The following is an 18,498-nucleotide window of genomic DNA, read 5'->3' as shown; positions in this document are numbered from 1 at the left end:
CGTGGCGGTCTCGAGCGGTCGGCCCGTCATCGGGGTCACGTCCTACGTCGAACCCGTCGTGCGCGGCGACTGGACCGACCAGCACAGCGCCGTGCTGCCGCACGGCTACGTCGAGCACCTCGAGCGGGCCGGTGCGCTGGCGGTCGTGCTGCCGCCGCGGCTCGACGCCGACGACGACCTCGTCTCGGAGATCCTGTCGCGGCTCGACGGCGTGGTCGTCGCCGGCGGTGCCGACGTCGAACCGACCCGGTATGCCGCCCTGCCGCACGAGAGCGTGCAGGACCCCAGGCCCGACCGTGACGCGTTCGAGCTCGCGGTGGCCCGGGTGACGGCCCGCACCGGCATGCCCCTGCTCGGGATCTGCCGCGGCATGCAGGTCATGGCGGTGGCGGCAGGCGGCACCCTGGAGCAGCACCTGCCCGACCGGGTCGGGCACACGGCGCACAGCCCGTCGCCGGGTGTCTACGCCTCGCACCACGTCACGGTCGTCGAGGGCACGCGGCTCGCGTCAGTGCTCGGCACGGACGTCCTCGACGTCCCGACCTACCACCACCAGTCGGTCGCGACCCACCCCGGCTACGCGCCGGCTGCGTGGCACGAGGACGGGACGCTCGAGGCGATGGAGGACCCGGGGCAGCCGTTCCGGCTCGGCGTCCAGTGGCACCCCGAGGCCGGTGACGACGGGCGGCTCTTCGACGCGCTGGTGGACGCATGCCGGAACTTCGGGCAGTTGGGGTGACACTGGACGGGTGAGAGTTCCCGGACTGGCAGTGGCGGCAGGTGGCGTCGGCCTCGCGGCATGGCTCGTGAAGGCCGGCCGCCCGATCCCCGAGGCGATGGGAGGGCGCGCCACGGGGTCGCGGGCCGCGCGGATGGCAGCCTCCCCCGAGTGGTCGAACGGCCGCTTCCACAACCAGCAGCTGCGCTTCGAGCCGTCCTCGCGCTCCCTCGCCGCCAGCGTCAAGGAGCTCGTCGCCGGGCGTCAGGAGCGCCACCCCGTCGGCGACGTCCCGCTCGTGCGTGAGCCGCTCGACGCCCGCCCCGACGGCACGCACGTCACCTGGCTCGGGCACTCGACGGTTCTCGTGCAGGTCGACGGCACGGCCGTCCTGCTCGACCCCGTCTGGAGCGATCGCTGCTCGCCCTCGCAGCAGGTCGGACCCAAGCGGCTCCACCCCGTGCCCGTCGCCCTGCGCGACCTGCCGCCGATCGACGCCGTCGTCATCTCGCACGACCACTACGACCACCTGGACATGGACTCGGTCAAGGAGATCGCGACGCTGTGGCCCGAGGTGCGGTTCGTCGTGCCGCTCGGCGTCGGCGCGCACCTCGAGAAGTGGGGCATCCCGGCCGAGCGCGTCGACGAGCTCGACTGGCACGAGGACACCAAGGTGGCCGGGGTGCGTCTCGTCGCGACCCCGGCACAGCACTTCTCCGGTCGCGGACTCTCGCGCGACGGCACGCTCTGGGCGTCGTGGGTCATCGAGGGCGAGAACGGCAAGGTCTTCTACTCGGGCGACACCGGCTACTTCGTCGGGTTCGCGCAGGTCGGCGAGCGCTACGGTCCGTTCGACCTCGCCCTCGTCCAGGTCGGCGCCTACGACGACGGCTGGCCGACGATCCACATGACGCCCGAGCACGGGGTCGAGGCCGCCGCCGACGTCGGCGCGCCAGTCATGGTGCCGGTGCACTGGGCCACGTTCAACCTCGCCTTCCACCCCTGGAGCGAGCCGATCGAGCGTGTCCTCGTCGAGGGGGAGCGGCGCGGTGTCGACGTCGTCGTCCCGCGTCCGGGGGAGCGCCTCGACGTCTCCGCCCTCCCGGCCGAGCCGACCCACTGGTGGCGCTCCGTCACGTGAAACCCGCTCGTGCCCGCGGCCATGCGCTGGTTGACTTGCGGCGATGAGTGACGCACCCGGCTTCTACGAGCACCTGACCTTCAACGCGCCCCTGTCGGACGCCCGTGCCGACGCGCTCGCCTCGCGGCTGGCGGCGCGGCTGGACACGGGCTCACCGAGCGTCGTCCTCGACCTCGGGTGCGGCTGGGGCGAGCTGCTCGTCCGGGTCGTCGACCGCGCGCCCGGCGCCAGTGGGGTCGGCATCGACACCGACGAGCGCCACCTCGAGCGCGGCCGGGCCCGAGCCGCCCGCCTGGGTCTCGACGCCCGCGTCGCCTTCGAGAACCGCCCCGCCGCCGAGGTCACCGGACCTGCCGACGTCGTCGTCTGCATCGGCTCGTCGCACGCGTTCGGCGAGTCGGTGGCCGACGCGCTGCCCGCGCTGCGCCGGCTCGTCCGGCCCGGCGGCTGCCTCGTCCTCGGCGAGGGCACGTGGGAGGAGCGCGGCCCGAGCGAGCCGCACCGCGTCTGGGACGACGTCGTCGCCCTGCCGTCGGTCGCGGTCCTCACCGACCTCGCCGTCGCCGCGGGCTACCGGCCGTTGTGGGTCGAGACCGCGAACGAGGACGAGCTCTTCGCGTTCGAGTCGGGCTACCTTGCCGACCTCGAGGAGTGGCTCATGGTCCACGACGACGTGGAGGTCCGGACCCGGGCCGACAAGCACCGCTCCCGCTGGCTCCACGGCTACCGCAACGCCTTCGGGTTCGCCTACCTCACCCTCGGGGTGCCCGCGTACTCCTGACGCCCACCTCGCGTCGTCCACAGGTCCCGATCTCGTATGCCGTCGTCCCCAGCCCGCTCGGCCGCGCGCGTCCGGGGTCGTCGCCGATGCGATGCTGGACGCTCACCAGGGACCAGCCGGGGGAGACATGGACGACAGCACGGAGACCGACCTCGTCGCGCTCGCGGTCCGGGCGCTGGCTGCGGGTCGAGCCCGCGCCTTCGACGACGTCACCGTCGCGCTGGCCCAGCGCTGCGACAGCCCGGAGGGCGCACGCTCGGTGACCTGCGCGGTCGTCGAGTCGCTGCGTCTCGCGACGACGGGCGCCTGGGAGCGGGGGTGGCAGCCTGCCGACGTCCACCGGATGGCCGTGCGCGGACTCGGCACCGACGAGCAGGGGGTCGTTGTCGACGTCATGTCCGACGAGCTCGGCCGCTACGCCCCCACGACGGTCGACCCGCAGTGGTGGTCGCAGCTCGAGGCGCTCGAGGGCGGGGCGTGGTGGCCGCCCTCCCAGTCCTGGCTCGAGGCACGCCGCCGGCGGGGCAACGACTGGCTCACGCTCCTGACGACCGCGCTCACCGTGCTGCACCTCGTGCAGACCCTGCCGGGCATCGAGCGCCTGTCCCCGCTGCCTGGCTCGGCGACGCCGACGACGCCGACGACGGGTGGGTCGTCCTGGTCGGGGCCGGCGGCTGGCGGCCGTGGGGGAGCCGGGGCCGGCCCGGCTGCCTCGCGTCACGTGGACTCAAGGGTGCTCGAGCGTGTCCGGATGCTGCTCGCCAAGGCCGAGTCGACGACGTTCGAGGCCGAGGCGGAGACCTTCACCGCGGGGGCCCAGGCGCTCATGGCGCGGCACAGCATCGACGTGGCCCTCCTCTCCGAGCGCGAGCCCGGCGCGGGTGACGGCGCTCCCCGTGGTCGGCGGATCGGCATCGAGACTCCCTACGACGGACCCAAGGCATCGCTCCTCACCGCCGTGGCGACGGCCAACTCCTGCCGCATGGTGTGGACGAGGTCGCTGGGCTTCGGCACGGTCGTGGGCTTCGAGAGCGACCTCGAGTCGGTCGAGCTGCTCTTCACCTCCCTGCTCGTGCAGGCCAACACGCGGATGCTCGCCGAGGGGGCGCGCGCCGACCATCGGGGACGCAGTCGGACCAGGGCGTTCCGCTCCTCGTTCCTCACCGCCTACGCGCACCGCATCGGTGAGCGGCTTCGGGAGGTCCGGGACGCCGAGACCGAGGCGGCCGCACCGGCGGCGAGGACGCGGGGCCAGGAGCTCGTCCCGCTGCTCGCGGCCCGGACCGAGAAGGTCGAGGCGACCGTGGGTGCGTGGTTCCCCACGGTGCGCACGAGGTCGGCGGGATCCGTGCGCGACGCCGAGGGGTGGCACGTCGGCCGGGCGGCAGCGGACCGCGCGAGCCTCGACGGGGCCGCGGTGCGCGCGGGCGTGGGACGCCGCCGGCGCGGCTGATGTCGGGTCCCGGCGCCGCAGGTCGCCGTCCGTCGAATGGTGCCTGGGCGTGGCACGGTGCCGGGCCGCGCCCAAGGGTCAGGCCTGCGCGGGCAGGCCGGTGTCGCGGACGAGGTAGACCCACGGGAAGGCACGCGAGCCGACGACCCATCCGTCCCTCTCCCACCTGCTGAGCGAGCCGGACCACAGCACCCGCTTGTGCTGCCACTGGTGCGGGGTCCGGACCATGCGGTGGCGCAGCATCCCCACGCCGATGGTGTGCCACCCGAGCCGGCCGGCGATCTCGAGCTCCGCCATCTCGTCGAAGGCGGTGACCGGTCCGAGCCAGCGCTCCTCGGGCTCGAGGACGTCCTCGCCGGAGCGACCGAACCGCTGCTGCACGGCCTGACGGCTCATGCCGAGGACGGAGCCGATGGCCGCCCAGCTGTGGCCGTCGGCCCGCGCGGTCCCGACCGCCTGGGTGAGCAGGTCCCGCGCGGCCGACTCGGCAGACGCGGTGTGCTCGACGAGGGCGAGAGATTCGCGGCTCGGGGCCGTCGCGAGCACGGCCGAGCCGACCGCCTCGACGAGGCTGCGGTCAGCGCCCATCACGACTCGGCAGCCACGCGTCGTCGCCGAGCTCGTCCGCAGCGCCCTTGCGGAATGTCGCCGAGCCGAGGAGGTAGGCGCCCAGGACCATGAGGGCGATGCACGCGCCCTGGAAGAAGCCCTTGTCGAACCCGTCGCGGCCGCGGGAGAGGACGAGGGCGACAAGGCCGAGGAGCACGCAGAGCAGGCCGGTCGACAGCGAGGTGCCACGGCGGGGGCGGATGTCCGGTCGTCGGGTCATGGCGTCAACGCTAGGTTGACACGAGAGGCGATGTCAACTGATGGTTGACACTTAGCGCGTGCGGCCCTCCCGGACCATCTCGACGGTCTTGGCAACCCGGTCGGCGCGCGTCTGCTCGCGCTTGGCCTCCGTGACCCAGCGGACGAACTCCTTTCGGTGCGAGTAGGCCATCGCCTCGAACGCCTGTGCCGCATCGGGATTCGCGGCAAGGGAGCCGGCGAGGTCGTCGGGCACCTCGACGGTTCGCGGGGTCGTGTCGGCCGCGATGCTGAACGTCACCGTGTCACCGATGTCGACCCCGGCCTCGGCGCGCGCGGCCTTGCTGAAGCCGACGAGGTTCTCGTCACCCATGCGAGCCAGGCGCAGCCGCACGACGCGGTCGCCGATGGTCACCGTCACCGGGAACACCTTGGCCCCGTCGCCCATCGCCGCGACCTGCTCGTCGGTGAACGCGAACCCGCCGGCGGGGCCCCGGGCCTCGAGGACGGCGGTGAGGTGCAGCGTCTCTCCCATGGGAGCGAGCGTAGCGACGGCAGGGGAGCGGACGGCACACGTCGAGGGGTGCCGACGCGAGTGGAGGATCGCGGGGGCCGGGGCACCGGGAATCCTCCACCCGAGCCGTGTGCCGACGCCGCGCCCGGGATGTGGACGGGCCTTCCCACATGGTGACCGTGCGTGCCACGCTTCCCCCGTGACTCCCATGAGCGTGGCCACCGCCACCGTCATTATCGACTAGCGCGACGAACTTCCCGTTCGTCGCGCGGACCTCCCACACCCGGGGGGTCTTTTTCGTGTGGTCGACGACGGCGAGCCGGAGTCGCCACGCGGAGGGTCCGGCAGCTCCACCCATGGCCGCCGGACGGCAAGCGCCGGTCGAGGGCGACACTGGGACACGCGAACGCACGACACGAGAACGATCGAGGCGAGACACGAATGAGCGACCTGCACGTCTACGACACCACCCTGCGCGATGGTGCCCAGCAGGAGGGGCTCAACCTCTCGGTGGCCGACAAGCTCACCATCGCGTCGCACCTCGACGAGCTCGGCGTGGGGTTCATCGAAGGTGGCTGGCCCGGGGCGAACCCGAAGGACACCGAGTTCTTCGCCCGGGCCGCCACCAACCTCACACTCAAGAACGCGACGCTGGCGGCGTTCGGCGCGACGCGACGTGCCGGGGGCGCCGCGTCGACCGACCCGCTCGTGCGTGCACTGCTCGACAGCCAGGCACCCGTCGTCACCCTCGTCGCGAAGTCGCACGTCGGTCACGTCGAGCGCGCGCTGCGCACGACGAAGGCCGAGAACCTCGAGATGATCCGCGACACCGTCTCGTTCCTCCGGGGCGAGGGGCGGCGCGTCTTCGTGGACGCGGAGCACTTCTTCGACGGGTATGCCGTCGACCGTGCCTACGCGATCGAGGCACTGCGGGCGGTCTTCGAGTCCGGTGGCGAGGTCGCGGCGCTCTGCGACACCAACGGGGGCATGCTGCCGGGCCAGGTCTGGGACGTCGTCACCGACGTGACCGCCGCCCTCGGGCTCGGAAGCGGTCCGGACGGTGGGGCGAGCGGCGACGCCCGTCTGGGTATCCACTGCCACAACGACACCGGCTGCGCCGTCGCCAACTCGATGGCGGCGGTCGACGCCGGCGCCACCCACGTCCAGGGCACGATCAACGGCTACGGCGAGCGCACCGGCAACGCCAACCTCGTCACCGTCGTCGCCAACCTCCAGCTCAAGGTCGGGCAGGAGGTCATGGAGCCCCACCGCCTCCAGGAGGCGACGCGGATCAGCCACGCCATCAGCGAGATCACCAACGTGCCCGCGTACAGCCGCCAGCCCTACACCGGCGCGAGCGCCTTCGCGCACAAGGCCGGCCTGCACGCGAGCGCGATCAAGGTGGACCCCGACCTCTACCAGCACCTGGACCCGAAGCACGTCGGCAACGACATGCGGATGCTCATCTCCGACATGGCCGGGCGCGCGTCGGTCGAGCTCAAGGCCCGGGAGATCGGGATCGACCTCGACCCCCTCAAGGACGAGGACAGCGCCCTGGTGCAACGTGTCCTCGCCACCGTCAAGGACCTCGAGCTGAGGGGCTACACCTTCGACGCCGCCGACGCGAGCTTCGAGCTGCTGCTGCGGCGCGAGATCGAGGGGTCGCTGCCCGACTTCTTCGAGGTCGAGTCGTGGCGCGTCATCACCGACAGCCAGTCCTCGGGCGCCGCCCTGTCGGAGGCGACGGTCAAGCTCACCGCAGGCGGCAGGCGCGTCCTGCGCACCGGTGAGGGCAACGGACCGGTCAACGCGCTCGACCACGCGCTGAGGCTCGCGCTCGCCACGGCATACCCCGAGATCGAGCACCTCGAGCTCATCGACTACCGCGTGCGGATCCTCGACGCCGCCCACGGCACCGACGCCGTGACGCGCGTCCTCATCGAGACGAGCGACGGCGAGACGACGTGGGAGACGATCGGCGTCGCGGCCAACATCCTGGAGGCGAGCTGGATGGCCCTCGTCGAGAGCGTCACCTATGGCCTGCTCCGCGCCGGGGTGCCCGCCCGCTGACGCCGCCGCGGGTCGCCGGCTCCTCGGGGGAGTCCTCCCCGGGCGCAAAGTGCTGCGCCACCGAGCGCGGGGTCCTAGCCTCGGTCCGGGGGGTCAGTCGGCCCCGCGACCGGGCACGGAGGGGATCCACAGCATGAGCACTCGACCAGGAACACGCACGCGCGACCTCGCCAAGGTCGTGCTCGCGGCCACGGCAGCGGCCGTCACCATCGGCATCACGGGAGCAGGCGCCGCCCACGCGGCCAACGCGATCTCGACGTCGGGCCTCAACCTCACCCGCACGAGCAGCTCGACGTCGGTGCTCGGCGCACTCGACACGGCACTGCCCAACGTCAGCCTCGACACGGTCGCCGCGGACGCCAACCGCGTCGGTCCGACGGGCTCGTCGTGCACCTCGGTGCTCCCGAACGTGACGAAGAAGTACTGCTGGGCGAGCGACGACAACAACACCGAGCAGTGGTACGCCCAGGGCGTGTCGAGCACCTACGACGCCTACGGCGGCGCGGGCACGACGGCCGGTGGCCGGTCGCTGCTCGCCACGTCCTGGTACGACCACGACGGCGGCACCAACAAGGGTGCGCGCGTCTCGCTCCTCGACCGCGCGAACGCGAAGTACCGCCACGTCCTGCTCGCCGTCCCGACGGGCACGTCGTCGTCGCCGTCGTTCACCATCGCCAACACGCACGCGGGTGGCCTCGCCTGGTACGGCCGCTACCTCTACGTCGCCGACACGACCGGCATCCGTGTCTTCGACATGGCCCGCATGTGGCGCGTCAACACCGCCATCACCGGGTCGATCGGACGCACGTCGTCGGGCTACGGCGCCTATGGCTACAAGTACGTCGCACCCCAGGTCCACCGCTATGCGCGTCAAGGGACCTTCCGCTACTCGTCGGTCGCCATCGACCGCACGACGTCACCGGACACACTCGTCGCGACGGAGTACCGCAAGCCGGGCGACACCTCGCAGACGTCGCCGCGGACCGTGCGCTACCACCTCAACGAGTCCACCAAGCTCCTCGCCGAGAACTCCTCGAAGGTGGCCGGCGCCGACGGCGCGTGGAACATCGGCGTCGACAGCCTCCAGGGTGGCGTCTTCGTCAGCGGGCGCCTCTACCTCAGCCAGAGCGACGGCGGCCCGACCGGTGGCACGGACAACGACCGCGGCGACCTCTACCGCTACACGCCCTCGTCGGGCTCGCTCGTCCGCTGGGCCAACCACCTGCCCATCGGCACCGAGGACTTCAGCTACTGGGGTGGCCGCGGCGAGCTGTGGACCACCGCGGAGTACCCGACGCTGCGCGGGCTCTATGCCCTGGACCTGGGCGCGTACAACGGCTGACCGTCGGCCGCGGTGAGACCATGGCCGGTATGAACGGACCGGGCGGCAACCTCGTGGTGCGGCCCGGTCCGGGCCTGCCCGGCGGTCTCGTCCTCGACGCCTCCGAGCTCGTCGAACGCTTCAGCCGCGCCTCCGGTCCGGGAGGTCAGGGCGTCAACACGACCGACAGCCGGGTCGAGCTCGAGTTCGACCCGGCGTCGTCGACCTCGCTGTCGGCGACCCAGGCGGCGCGCGTCGTGGAGGTGCTCGCCGACTCCCTCGTCCGGGGCCGGGTCGTCGTCGTCGCGTCCGAGCACCGCTCGCAGCTGCGCAACCGGGCGGCCGCCCGCGAGCGACTGGCCGCGCTCCTGCGGGACGCCCTCGCACCGCCGCCGCCACCGCGTCGACCGACCCGGCCGACCAAGGGCTCGCAGCGCCGACGCCTCGACACGAAGCGACGACGCGGCGAGCTCAAGTCGGGACGGGGGCGGGTCGGCCCGGAGTGACGTCGAGCCCGGTCACCGACCGGAGAGCACCCGCACGTCCTCGGCCTTGACGTAGCCGAAGCGGTGCCCCACCCAGACCTGGACGTACTCCTGGTCCCCGGTGATCACAGACTTGTCACCCCGGATCGAGTTGTCGAAGGACTTCGCGTAGAAGTAGTCGGTCGGCACCGTCCTGTCCGCGACGACGTAGCGCTGCCCCGGCTCGAGGGTGAGGACCGAGCCGTCGGGCGCGGTGACCGTGGGCTGCCCCTGGTAGGGAACCGGCGTGCCGGCATACGCCGCGGCCTCGGGGTAGGCGCGTGCATAGACCGGGACCGACGGGCGGACGGCCTCGACGACCTCGCCCTGGGACGGGACCACGGTGGCCTTCTCGCCCTTCGGGCTCTTGATCCACCCGACGGAGCCGTCCCACCAGACCTTGAGCCAGTCGCCCTGACGTCCGGCGACGGAGAACTTGTGACCGGCGACGGCGCGGGCGTCGCGGTCGGAGACCAGGTCGGTGGACCCCCACACGAGAGGCGCCGAGTCGCTGGGGGCGGTGCGGACGTCGACGTAGTTGGTGCCGAAGGACGGGCACGCCCGGCCCGGCTGCGTCTCCGTCGCGAAGCACCCGTCGAGGATGCGGGCGTTGTCCGTGAAGCCGGGCTTCACGGTGAAGACCTGGCTGGGGCCGCTGCGGCGGTCGGGCCGGATCGGGGCGCCCAACAGGTCCATGTAGTGCTCCCAGTCCCAGTAGGGCCCCGGGTCCCACTTGTAGTTGCTCGACATGAACTCCTCGTGGCCGACGATGTGCGCCCGGTCGAGCTCGATGCCCTTCTGCTCGGCGAGGTGGGACACGAGCTGGGCCGACGACCGGTAGAGCGCCTCGGTGTACCACGTGCCGGGCTCGCCGGCCTTGCCCTCGTGCTCGACACCGACGGAGTGCATGTTGAGGTACCAGTTGCCGGCGTGAGCGGCGACGTTGCGGGTGGCGACGTGCTGGTCGACGTGCCCGTCCGAGGAGCGGACTGTGTAGTGCCACGACACGAACCGGTTCGGCTCGGCCTCGCCCTTGATGAGCCTGGTGCAGACGTCGTAGGTGCACTCGGTGTTGTGCACGACGAGGTAGTCGATCGACAGGTCCTTCTCGCGGTCCGCGAGGTCGTAGTTGACGTACTGCGTGGGGGAGGGCCCGGTGCTGCGGTACTGCGCCTCCACGACGTCGCACTCGACCGTCGAGGGGCACTCGAGCTCCTGGACGCCGGGCTGGAGGACGCGGTCCTCCACCACGGCCGAGGTGTCGAGGGTTGCGCCCGGCTGCGCCGCCAGCGTCACGGTGTCGCCGAGGTCGGTGGTCTCGGTGGCGCCGGACCGGAGCACGTCGAAGACGAGGCCGGCGTAGTGCAGCGCCTCCTTGCGGTCGGCCGTGCCGGCATACCGCGCGACCGCCTTGCTCCACCCCGCCGCGTCCTGCTCCGTGGCGCCCGGTTGGTAGGACGCCAGCACGGCCGCCGCCCCGCAGATGTTGGCGACCGGGTCGGTGCGCAGCCTCTCGGCCGACAGCCCGGTCCGTTGACGTGCCACGTGCAGCGTGCCCGCACGGCTGGGCAGCCCGCTGGTGCTGTCGCCCTTCTCCGGAGCGGTCACCGGGACGACCGGCGCGTCGGTCAGGTGCATGACGCCGTACCCGCCGGACACGCTCGGCTGCCCGGCGTGCTGGCTCCACCGCCCGCCGAGGTAGCCGACCCCGAGCAGCACGTCCTCGGGGACCCCGCTGACCTGTGCGGCGCGGGCGAAGACCGCCTGCGTGTCGTCCGAACCCTCGAGGCAGCTGCCCCAGTCCGTGGCCGACGCTGCTGTGGTGCTGCTGAGCGTGAGTCCGGCCGCGGCGAGTGTCGCCACGAGCGCTCCCGCCCCGAACCGTGAAAACCTGCGCGCCATCGTCGCGACCCTTCCGGCATGGTCCCGGGGGAGTCCCGGGCAATGGGACTATCCAACGCTGTCGGCCCTTCCAGCGTCAATGGTTGACAAGGCGACGCGATGTGGCGGGCTCAGGGCGCGACGGTGTCCAGTACCTCGATGAGCCGGTGGCGCAGGGCATTCGAGCGCTCCGCGAACGCCCGCTGCCGCTCGGCGTATGCCGTCCGCCCGGCTGCCGTCTCGATCCTCACCGGCTCGACGCCCCAGGCCGACAGGTCGTAGGGCGAGGCCTCCATGTCCAGCCGGCGGATCTGCGACGCGAGGTCGAAGCAGTCCATGGCGAGCTCGCTCGGGACCAAGGGGCTGAGCTTCGTCGCCCACTTGTAGGTGTCCATGCCCGCGTGCAGGCAGCCGGGCTGCTCGAGGGCGACCTGCGACTCGCGGGTCGGCTGGATCGCGTTGCGCGACACCGCCTCCGGCGTGAAGAACCGGAATGCGTCGAAATGGCTGCAGGTGATCCTCTGACGCTCGACGACCTCGTCGGTGCCGGCCCGGCCGAGGCGCAGCGGCACGCGGTCGTGGCGCACGTCGCCGTCGTCCGCGCGGTAGACCATCGCCCACTCGTGCAGCCCGAAGCAGCCGAGGCGGGCCGGTCGCGAGACCGTCGCGGAGAGCAGCCGCCTGACGAACTCCACGGCGCGCCCGCGTGCGGCGACGAAGGCCGCGACATCGAGCTCGACCGCCCCGTCCACGACGCGGTAGTGCCTCCAGGAGGCCCGGTCCAGGGCTTCGGCATCCTCGAGGCGCACACCGGGACCGGGGTGCCAGCGGCGCAGCTGCGCCGGCGTCGTGCCGTAGTAGGTGAAGAGGAAGTCCTCGACCGGATGCGCCTCGCCACGGGCCCGGCGCTCGCGGTGGGCGGCCGTCGCCGCGTCGACCCTCGCTGCATGCGACTGCGCACGCGCCGTCCACGTCGCGAGCCCCAGGGTGGTGGGGTCGGTGACGGTCGCGGCTCTCATGGCCCGTCAAGCGTAGGTGACCCGTGCCGGCTCCGGATTCCACCGCAGACCGCGCTGCCTGTGCGACGATCCCGTGAGGCCCGCAGTGCCGCGGACCACGAGCCACTGGAGCCAGCCCATGCGTCGAGCCCTCGCCATCGTCATCGCCACCCTCGCCGTCCTCGTGACACCTGCCGCCGCGTCGGCGAAGCCGGACCCCAGTGCCGGCAGGGCGACGTCGTGGTACCTCGCGCTCGGTGACTCCCTCGCCGCCGGCTACCAGCCGGGCGTCGGCGACGACCGGGACGGGGGCTACGTCGGTGGCGTCCTCGACGCCCTGCAGCAGGACGCCCCCAAGGCCAGGCTGCGCAACCTCGCCTGCTCGGGTGCCACGACGACGTCGATGCTCGGCACCGACCGCTGCACCTACGAAGCGGGCTCGCAGGTGGACGCCGCCGTCGAGTTCCTCAGCGCGCACAAGGCCAAGGTCGACCTCGTGACCATCGACATCGGCGCCAACGACGTCACCCCGTGCGCCCGCGGGACCGTCGACGTCGCCTGCGCGATCGGGGCCGTCGGCACCGTCGAGCGCAACCTCACGACGATCCTCGGCCGACTGCGCGCCGCGACCGGACCGCAGACCCAGATCGTCGTGCTCAACTACTACAACCCCTTCCTCGCCGCGTGGCTCACCGGGGCGGCCGGCCAGCAGGTCGCCGCACTGACGACCCAGCTGCAGTCGCTGCTCAACGCAGCTGTCGCACGCTCGGCCGCCACGGCCGACGCCGACGTCGCCGACGTGGCGAGGGCGTTCCGGTCGGGCGTCACGACACCGGTGACGACGGCATACGGGACGATCCCGACGAACGTCGCGACGATCTGCGCCTGGACCTGGATGTGCAGCCGCAGCGACATCCACGCCAACGACGCCGGGTATGCCGTCCTCGCCGGCACCGTCGTCGCCCGCCTGGAGTGAGCCCCGGGTCGCCCGCGCCCTAGAGTGAGCGCGTGCGCATCGCGAGATTCACGACAGGTGAGGACCCGGCATACGGGCTGGTCGACGGGGCGGGCGAGAAGATCGCCGAGATCACGGGCGACCCGCTTTACCAGCGGATCGAGCTGACGGGAGCGACCCACCTCGTCGAGGACGTGCGGCTGCTCGCCCCCGTCATCCCGCGCAGCAAGGTCGTCGGCATCGGCAGGAACTACGCCGACCACGCCAGGGAGATGGGCGGCGAGGCGCCGACGACCCCGCTCATGTTCCTCATCCCCAACACCGCGGTCGTCGGCCCGGGCGACCCCGTCGTCATCCCGTCGGTGACGCAGGAGGTGAGCTACGAGGGCGAGCTCGCCGTCGTCATCGGCCGCCTCGCCAAGGACGTGTCGGTCGAGCACGCGCTGTCGACGGTCTTCGGCTACACCGTCGCCAACGACGTCACCGCGCGTGACCTCCAGCGCAGTGACGGCCAGTGGGCGCGCGCCAAGGGCATGGACACCTTCTGCCCGCTCGGACCGTGGATCGAGACCGACCTCGACCCCGCCGCGTGCCGGATCCGCACCACGCTCGACGGCGAGGTCGTGCAGGACGGTCCGACGTCCGACATGGTGCACGACGTCGCCCAGCTCATCGCGTTCGCCTCGCAGGCCTTCACCCTGCTGCCCGGTGACGTCATCCTCACCGGCACCCCTGCCGGCGTCGGCCAGGTCGTCGCCGGCCAGCGGGTCGAGGTCGACATCGACCAGATCGGCTCGTTGAGCAACCCGTTCGTCTCCGCGGAGTGACGGCGGTTCCCCCGCCCGAGTGACGGCGGCCCACCCGCGCGGGCGGTCGCCGGTCGGCCACTGGCCGGGTGGGCCCGGGTAGGTTCCTGAAAAAAGCTCCGGACGAGGTGTCGTATCTCTCGACGCCTGTTCGTGGAGGGGATGAGCGACACCGCAGGGCGCCACCGACGGCGACCGGTCGCTCACCCGTGAGAACCACTTCCAAGGAGAACCACCATGGCCCAGTACCTGCTCTCGGTCCCCGGCAGCGTCGACGACGAGATGCCCTCGGACGAGGCCATCCAGCAGATGTTCGCCGACGTCGAGAAGTTCAACGACAAGGTCCGCGCCGCCGGCAAGTGGGTCTTCGCCGGCGGGCTCGAGCCGATCAGCAGCGCGACCGTCGTCGACGCGACCGGTGACAAGCCGACCGTCACCGACGGCCCCTTCTCCGAGGCCAAGGAGTTCCTCGGCGGCTTCTGGGTCATCGAGGCCGACGACCTCGACGAGGCGCTCCAGTGGGCCAAGGAGGGCTCGGCCGCATGTCAGGGACGCGTCGAGGTCCGCCCCTTCCAGAGCGAGTGACGACCCCCGACCACGTGCCCGACCCCGACGCCGCGACCGGGCTCGGTGCGGACGCCGTCGCCGACGTCGTCCGCGCCGAGTACGGCCGGGTCGTGGCCGGCCTCATCCGTCGCTTCGGCGACATCGGTCTCGCCGAGGACGCCCTCGGTGAGGCGATCGTCATCGCGCTCGAGCGGTGGCCGCAGGACGGCGTCCCGCCCAACCCCGCGGGGTGGCTGACGACGACGGCCGCACGCAAGGGGCTCGACCACCTGCGCCGCGAGAAGGTGCGCGACGAGAAGTACGCCGAGGCCGCCATGCTCACCGACACCACCCCACCCGAGGCCACCGGACCCGTCGCCGACGACCGGCTCCGGCTCGTCTTCACGTGCTGCCACCCGGCCCTCGCCGAGCCGGCCCGCGTCGCCCTCACCCTGCGCCTGCTCGGGGGGCTGACCGTCGCCGAGATCGCGAAGGCCTTCCTCGTCCCCGAGACGACGATGGCGCAGCGCATCACTCGCGCCAAGGCCAAGATCGCGAAGGCACGGATCCCCTACCGCATCCCCGAGCAGGCCGACCTCGCCGAGCGGCTCGACGGCGTCCTCGCCGTGCTCTACCTCGTCTACAACGAGGGCTACCTCAGCTCCGGGCCCGACGACGCCGATCGGCCGGACCTCGCCGGCGAGGCGATCCGGCTCACCCGGGCGCTGCGCTCGGTCGCCGACGGCATCGGCTCGCCGCCCGAGGTCGACGGTCTCCTCGCCCTCATGCTCCTCGCCCAGGCCCGCCGCCCCGCGCGCATCGCACCCGACGGCTCGCTCGTCACGCTCGACGAGCAGGACCGCAGCCGGTGGGACTCCGCGCTCGTCGACGAGGGGCACGCGCTCGTGCGCGGCTGTCTCGCCCGCAACCGGCCCGGCCCCTACCAGCTGCAGGCCGCGATCCAGGCGGTGCACACCGACGCCACCGAGGCCTCGCTCACCGACTGGAGCCAGGTCGTCGCGCTCTACGACCAGCTGCTCGTCGTCTCGCCCTCACCCGTCGTCGCCCTCAACCGCGCCGTCGCCGTTGCCGAGCTCGACGGGCCCCAGGTGGCGCTGAGCATCGTCGAGGGCCTGGGGCTCACGGCATACGGACCGTGGCACGCGACGCGAGCGGACCTCCTGCGCCGTCTGGGACGGAACGAGGACGCGAGACGCGCGTATACCGGCGCGATCGCGACCACGGAGAACCCCGCCGAGCGTGCCTGGCTGGCAACGCGGCGCGCGACGCTGGGCCGAGCTACTTCTCGACGCGGAAGCCGAGCTTGATCCCGACCTGCCAGTCGGCGACGCGGCCGCCGTCGCCGAGGTGGCCGCGGATCTCGGTGACCTCGAACCAGTCGAGGTTGCGCACGCTCTCACTCGCCGAGCTCACGGCGTTCTCGATCGCCTCCTCGAGGCCGTCGGGGGAGCTGCCGACGAGCTCCGAGATCGCATAGACGTGGTTGGCCATGGTCCGCCTCCGGGCGTCGTGCCGGACGCCGCTCGCCCGGTCCTCCCGCCAACCTAGACCCGGGCGGGGACCGGCACGAGGGCTTGCTCGGTGGGGAGTCCCTAGAATCGGCGCATCATGAGCGAACAGCCCGCACCCGCACCCGCAGCCCGCAGCCCCCGTCTCCGCGTCGCCCCCTCGCCGACCGGCGACCCGCACGTCGGCACGGCCTACATGTCGTTGTTCAACCTCGCGTTCGCGCGGCAGCAGGGCGGTCGCTTCCTCCTTCGGATCGAGGACACCGACCGGGCGCGGTTCCGCGAGGACAGCGAGCAGCAGGTCTACGACACGCTGCACTGGCTGGGTCTGACCTGGGACGAGGGGCCGGACATCGGCGGGCCCTACGCCCCCTACAAGCAGAGCGAGCGGCTCGACACCTACCGCCCCTACGTCGACCGGCTGCTCGCCGAGGGCAAGGCCTACCACTGCTGGTGCACCGGCGAGCGGCTGGCGCAGATGCGCGAGATGCAGCAGAAGACCAAGCAGCCCACGGGCTACGACCGTCTCTGCCACGGCAAGACGCGTGAGGAGCGTGCCGAGCTGCCCGGCTTCAGCGAGAAGCCGGTCGTGCGCATGTTCGTCCCGGACGACGTCCCGCTCACCTTCGACGACCTCATCCGCGGCACGGTGTCTGCGCCGCGACCGGACGACCAGGTGATCCTCAAGGCCGACGGGTTCCCGACCTACCACCTCGCCGTCGTCGTCGACGACCACGAGATGGGCATCACCCACGTCGTGCGCGGCGAGGAGTGGATCAGCTCGACGCCCAAGCACGTCCTGCTCTACCAGTGGCTCGGGCTCGAGCCGCCGCGCTTCGCGCACATGCCGCTGCTCCGCAACACCGACAAGTCCAAGATCAGCAAGCGCAAGAACCCGGCCGCGCGCCTCACGTGGTTCCGTGAGGAGGGCTACCTCCCCGAGGCGCTCGTCAACTTCCTCGCCCTGCTGGCCTACCCGCCGGTGACCGAGGAGGACGGCACCGAGCGTGAGGTCTTCACCTTCCGCGAGTTCAGCGACGGGTTCGACTGGCGCAAGGTCAACCCGGTCGGGCCGATCTTCGACCTCAAGAAGCTCGACTGGCTCAACGGCGTCTACATCCGCGAGCTTCCCCTGGGTGACTTCACCTCGCGCCTCCTGCCCTTCCTCGAGCGCGACGAGGTGCTCTCGGGCAACCCGACACTCGGCGAGCTCGGCCGGCTCAAGGCGGTCGCCGAGCTCATCCAGACCCGCATCGCGCACCTCACGGAGGCGTCGGCGCTCGTGCGCCCGTTCTTCGTCGCCGACGACGCCCTCGAGATCGCCGACGACGCCCGGGCCCAGCTCAAGGACGACGCCGGCCAGGTGCTCGACGCCGCAATGACGGCGCTCGGCGACCTCGACGACGCCGGCACCGGCGTCCTCGGGACCGACAGCGGCTGGAACGCCGAGGCCATCGAGGCCGCGCTGCGTGCAGCCGTCGTCGACGGGCTCGGCATCAAGCCGAAGTTCGCGTTCGGACCGCTGCGCACGGCGGTCTCCGGTGCGCGGATCAGCCCGCCGCTCTTCGAGTCGATGGAGATCCTCGGCAAGACCTCCACGCTGGCGCGCCTTCGGTCGCTGCGCGACTCCCTGTGACGGCTGTCAAGGCGGTCCTCCTCGACGCCGACGGCACGCTGTGGGACACCTCGGCGGCGATGGACGCCGCCGGCGCCGTCGCCATGCGCGTGGTGTGGCCGGACCTGGGTGAGGAGACGGCTGCGGAGGCGGCGGTGCGCTTCCGCAGCGACCCGCGGGCGGTCTTCCGCGCCTTCGTCGCCGGCTCGCACACCTTCGACGAGATGCGGCTGCTCCGCCTGCGCGACGTCGCCGAGGCCTTCGGGCTGGACTGGGAGGACGGGCACTCGGCGCGGTTCGAGACGGCGTACCTGCCGGTCTTCGACGAGGCGCTCACGGCGTTCGACGACTCGCTGCCGTTCCTCCAGTGGCTGAGCCAGGCCGGCATCCCGGTGCGGGTCCTCACCAACTCGGCGCCGGCGTTCACCGTCGGCAAAGTCACGTCGGCCGGCCTGCTGGCCCTCGACGGCCTCGTCTGCTCGCGCGACTGCCTCGGCGTCGGCAAGCCGGCGCCCGAGGTCTTCCACCACGCATGCGAGGAGCTCGGCGCAGACCCGGCCGAGGTGGCCTACGTCGGGGACGAGTGGACGAGCGACGTCATGGGCTCGCACGACGCCGGCCTCGTGGCCGTCTGGCTGCGTCGCGGCGACGAGGCGGCGGGAGAGGACCTCACCGTCGCGGACCGGCTCGCAGTGGCAGAGGAGCGCGGGATCCCCGTCGTCGCGTCGCTCGCCGAGCTGCCCGCGCTGCTGCGACCGGGCACCTGACCGGTCGATTTGGGCGCGTGGGAGCGGGCGGGTAGTATCGCTCCTCGGTTCACCGGTTCGGACGGCTTCGGC

Annotated in this window: 19 protein-coding genes; 13 read left to right on the top strand and 6 right to left on the bottom strand. The window is 72.2% G+C overall.

Features of this window, described 5'->3' with window-relative positions; all coding sequences use genetic code 11:
* The first annotated feature begins 1 nt into the window (after position 1).
* The 4 genes from ACOJV7_RS14645 (at position 2) to ACOJV7_RS14630 (ending at position 4,093) form a co-directional block, all read left to right on the top strand.
* Complete coding sequence (locus tag ACOJV7_RS14645; RefSeq protein WP_420190956.1) at positions 2 to 739, top strand: gamma-glutamyl-gamma-aminobutyrate hydrolase family protein; 738 nt, start codon at positions 2 to 4, stop codon at positions 737 to 739.
* Between the two features lie 10 nt (positions 740 to 749).
* Positions 750 to 1,859 carry an MBL fold metallo-hydrolase gene (locus ACOJV7_RS14640; RefSeq protein WP_420190955.1) on the top strand — a complete coding sequence of 370 codons (1,110 nt, stop codon included), beginning with the start codon at positions 750 to 752 and terminating at the stop codon, positions 1,857 to 1,859.
* 43 nt (positions 1,860 to 1,902) lie between these two features.
* Positions 1,903 to 2,640 (top strand): SAM-dependent methyltransferase, encoded by a 738-nt coding sequence (locus tag ACOJV7_RS14635; protein ID WP_420190954.1) that lies wholly within the window; start codon positions 1,903 to 1,905, stop codon positions 2,638 to 2,640.
* Between the two features lie 127 nt (positions 2,641 to 2,767).
* Entirely contained in the window at positions 2,768 to 4,093 is a 1,326-nt protein-coding gene (locus tag ACOJV7_RS14630; protein ID WP_420190953.1) for a DUF2786 domain-containing protein, read from the top strand.
* Between the two features lie 78 nt (positions 4,094 to 4,171).
* Here ACOJV7_RS14630 and ACOJV7_RS14625 read toward each other — a convergent pair whose 3' ends face one another.
* From ACOJV7_RS14625 to ACOJV7_RS14615, 3 genes are read right to left on the bottom strand one after another with little or no spacing between them, the layout of a single operon-like run.
* Positions 4,172 to 4,681: a hypothetical protein gene (locus ACOJV7_RS14625; protein WP_420190952.1), complete on the bottom strand. Its 510-nt coding sequence runs from the start codon at positions 4,679 to 4,681 to the stop codon at positions 4,172 to 4,174.
* Complete coding sequence (locus tag ACOJV7_RS14620; RefSeq protein ID WP_420190951.1) at positions 4,671 to 4,922, bottom strand: hypothetical protein; 252 nt, start codon at positions 4,920 to 4,922, stop codon at positions 4,671 to 4,673. The genes ACOJV7_RS14625 and ACOJV7_RS14620 overlap by 11 nt, the downstream gene beginning before the upstream one ends.
* A gap of 51 nt (positions 4,923 to 4,973) precedes the next feature.
* The gene (locus ACOJV7_RS14615) at positions 4,974 to 5,435 is read right to left on the bottom strand and encodes a YdeI/OmpD-associated family protein (RefSeq protein WP_420190950.1); all 462 of its coding nucleotides are present in this window, start codon (positions 5,433 to 5,435) and stop codon (positions 4,974 to 4,976) included.
* Between the two features lie 420 nt (positions 5,436 to 5,855).
* On the opposite strand from ACOJV7_RS14615, the gene cimA reads away from it, so the two are divergent.
* From cimA to arfB, 3 genes are all read left to right on the top strand, one after another.
* Positions 5,856 to 7,484 carry a citramalate synthase gene (gene cimA / locus ACOJV7_RS14610; RefSeq protein WP_420190949.1) on the top strand — a complete coding sequence of 543 codons (1,629 nt, stop codon included), beginning with the start codon at positions 5,856 to 5,858 and terminating at the stop codon, positions 7,482 to 7,484.
* Between the two features lie 133 nt (positions 7,485 to 7,617).
* Positions 7,618 to 8,826 carry a hypothetical protein gene (locus ACOJV7_RS14605; RefSeq protein ID WP_420190948.1) on the top strand — a complete coding sequence of 403 codons (1,209 nt, stop codon included), beginning with the start codon at positions 7,618 to 7,620 and terminating at the stop codon, positions 8,824 to 8,826.
* A 29-nt stretch (positions 8,827 to 8,855) separates the two neighbouring features.
* On the top strand, positions 8,856 to 9,311 hold the full coding sequence (arfB, locus tag ACOJV7_RS14600) for an alternative ribosome rescue aminoacyl-tRNA hydrolase ArfB (protein ID WP_420190947.1): 456 nt from the start codon (positions 8,856 to 8,858) through the stop codon (positions 9,309 to 9,311).
* A gap of 12 nt (positions 9,312 to 9,323) precedes the next feature.
* Here arfB and ACOJV7_RS14595 read toward each other — a convergent pair whose 3' ends face one another.
* Entirely contained in the window at positions 9,324 to 11,231 is a 1,908-nt protein-coding gene (locus ACOJV7_RS14595; RefSeq protein ID WP_420190946.1) for an N-acetylmuramoyl-L-alanine amidase, read from the bottom strand.
* 110 nt (positions 11,232 to 11,341) lie between these two features.
* Positions 11,342 to 12,229: a 3-methyladenine DNA glycosylase gene (locus ACOJV7_RS14590; RefSeq protein ID WP_420190945.1), complete on the bottom strand. Its 888-nt coding sequence runs from the start codon at positions 12,227 to 12,229 to the stop codon at positions 11,342 to 11,344.
* 118 nt (positions 12,230 to 12,347) lie between these two features.
* Between ACOJV7_RS14590 and ACOJV7_RS14585 the strand changes: the two genes are divergently transcribed.
* From ACOJV7_RS14585 to ACOJV7_RS14570, 4 genes are all read left to right on the top strand, one after another.
* On the top strand, positions 12,348 to 13,184 hold the full coding sequence (locus ACOJV7_RS14585) for an SGNH/GDSL hydrolase family protein (protein ID WP_420190944.1): 837 nt from the start codon (positions 12,348 to 12,350) through the stop codon (positions 13,182 to 13,184).
* A gap of 32 nt (positions 13,185 to 13,216) precedes the next feature.
* Entirely contained in the window at positions 13,217 to 13,990 is a 774-nt protein-coding gene (locus tag ACOJV7_RS14580; protein WP_420190943.1) for a fumarylacetoacetate hydrolase family protein, read from the top strand.
* 216 nt (positions 13,991 to 14,206) lie between these two features.
* Positions 14,207 to 14,554, top strand: coding sequence for a YciI family protein (locus tag ACOJV7_RS14575; protein WP_420190942.1), 348 nt, complete (start codon positions 14,207 to 14,209; stop codon positions 14,552 to 14,554).
* Positions 14,551 to 15,843: an RNA polymerase sigma factor gene (locus tag ACOJV7_RS14570; RefSeq protein WP_420190941.1), complete on the top strand. Its 1,293-nt coding sequence runs from the start codon at positions 14,551 to 14,553 to the stop codon at positions 15,841 to 15,843. The genes ACOJV7_RS14575 and ACOJV7_RS14570 overlap by 4 nt, the downstream gene beginning before the upstream one ends.
* On the opposite strand, the gene ACOJV7_RS14565 is transcribed toward ACOJV7_RS14570, so the two are convergent.
* Entirely contained in the window at positions 15,815 to 16,027 is a 213-nt protein-coding gene (locus tag ACOJV7_RS14565) for a dodecin (protein WP_420190940.1), read from the bottom strand. The two genes, ACOJV7_RS14570 and ACOJV7_RS14565, sit on opposite strands and share 29 nt — an antisense overlap.
* Positions 16,028 to 16,144: 117 nt before the next feature.
* Between ACOJV7_RS14565 and gltX the strand changes: the two genes are divergently transcribed.
* Positions 16,145 to 17,680: a glutamate--tRNA ligase gene (gene gltX / locus ACOJV7_RS14560; protein WP_420190939.1), complete on the top strand. Its 1,536-nt coding sequence runs from the start codon at positions 16,145 to 16,147 to the stop codon at positions 17,678 to 17,680.
* Entirely contained in the window at positions 17,677 to 18,426 is a 750-nt protein-coding gene (locus ACOJV7_RS14555) for an HAD family hydrolase (RefSeq protein ID WP_420190938.1), read from the top strand. Before gltX ends, ACOJV7_RS14555 begins: the two co-directional genes overlap by 4 nt.
* Positions 18,427 to 18,498: the final 72 nt, after the last annotated feature.

Origin of the sequence: Knoellia tibetensis (assembly GCF_048606415.1) — a bacterium.
GTDB classification, from domain to species: domain Bacteria; phylum Actinomycetota; class Actinomycetes; order Actinomycetales; family Dermatophilaceae; genus Knoellia; species Knoellia tibetensis.
This window is presented reverse-complemented; position numbering and strand designations above follow the sequence as displayed.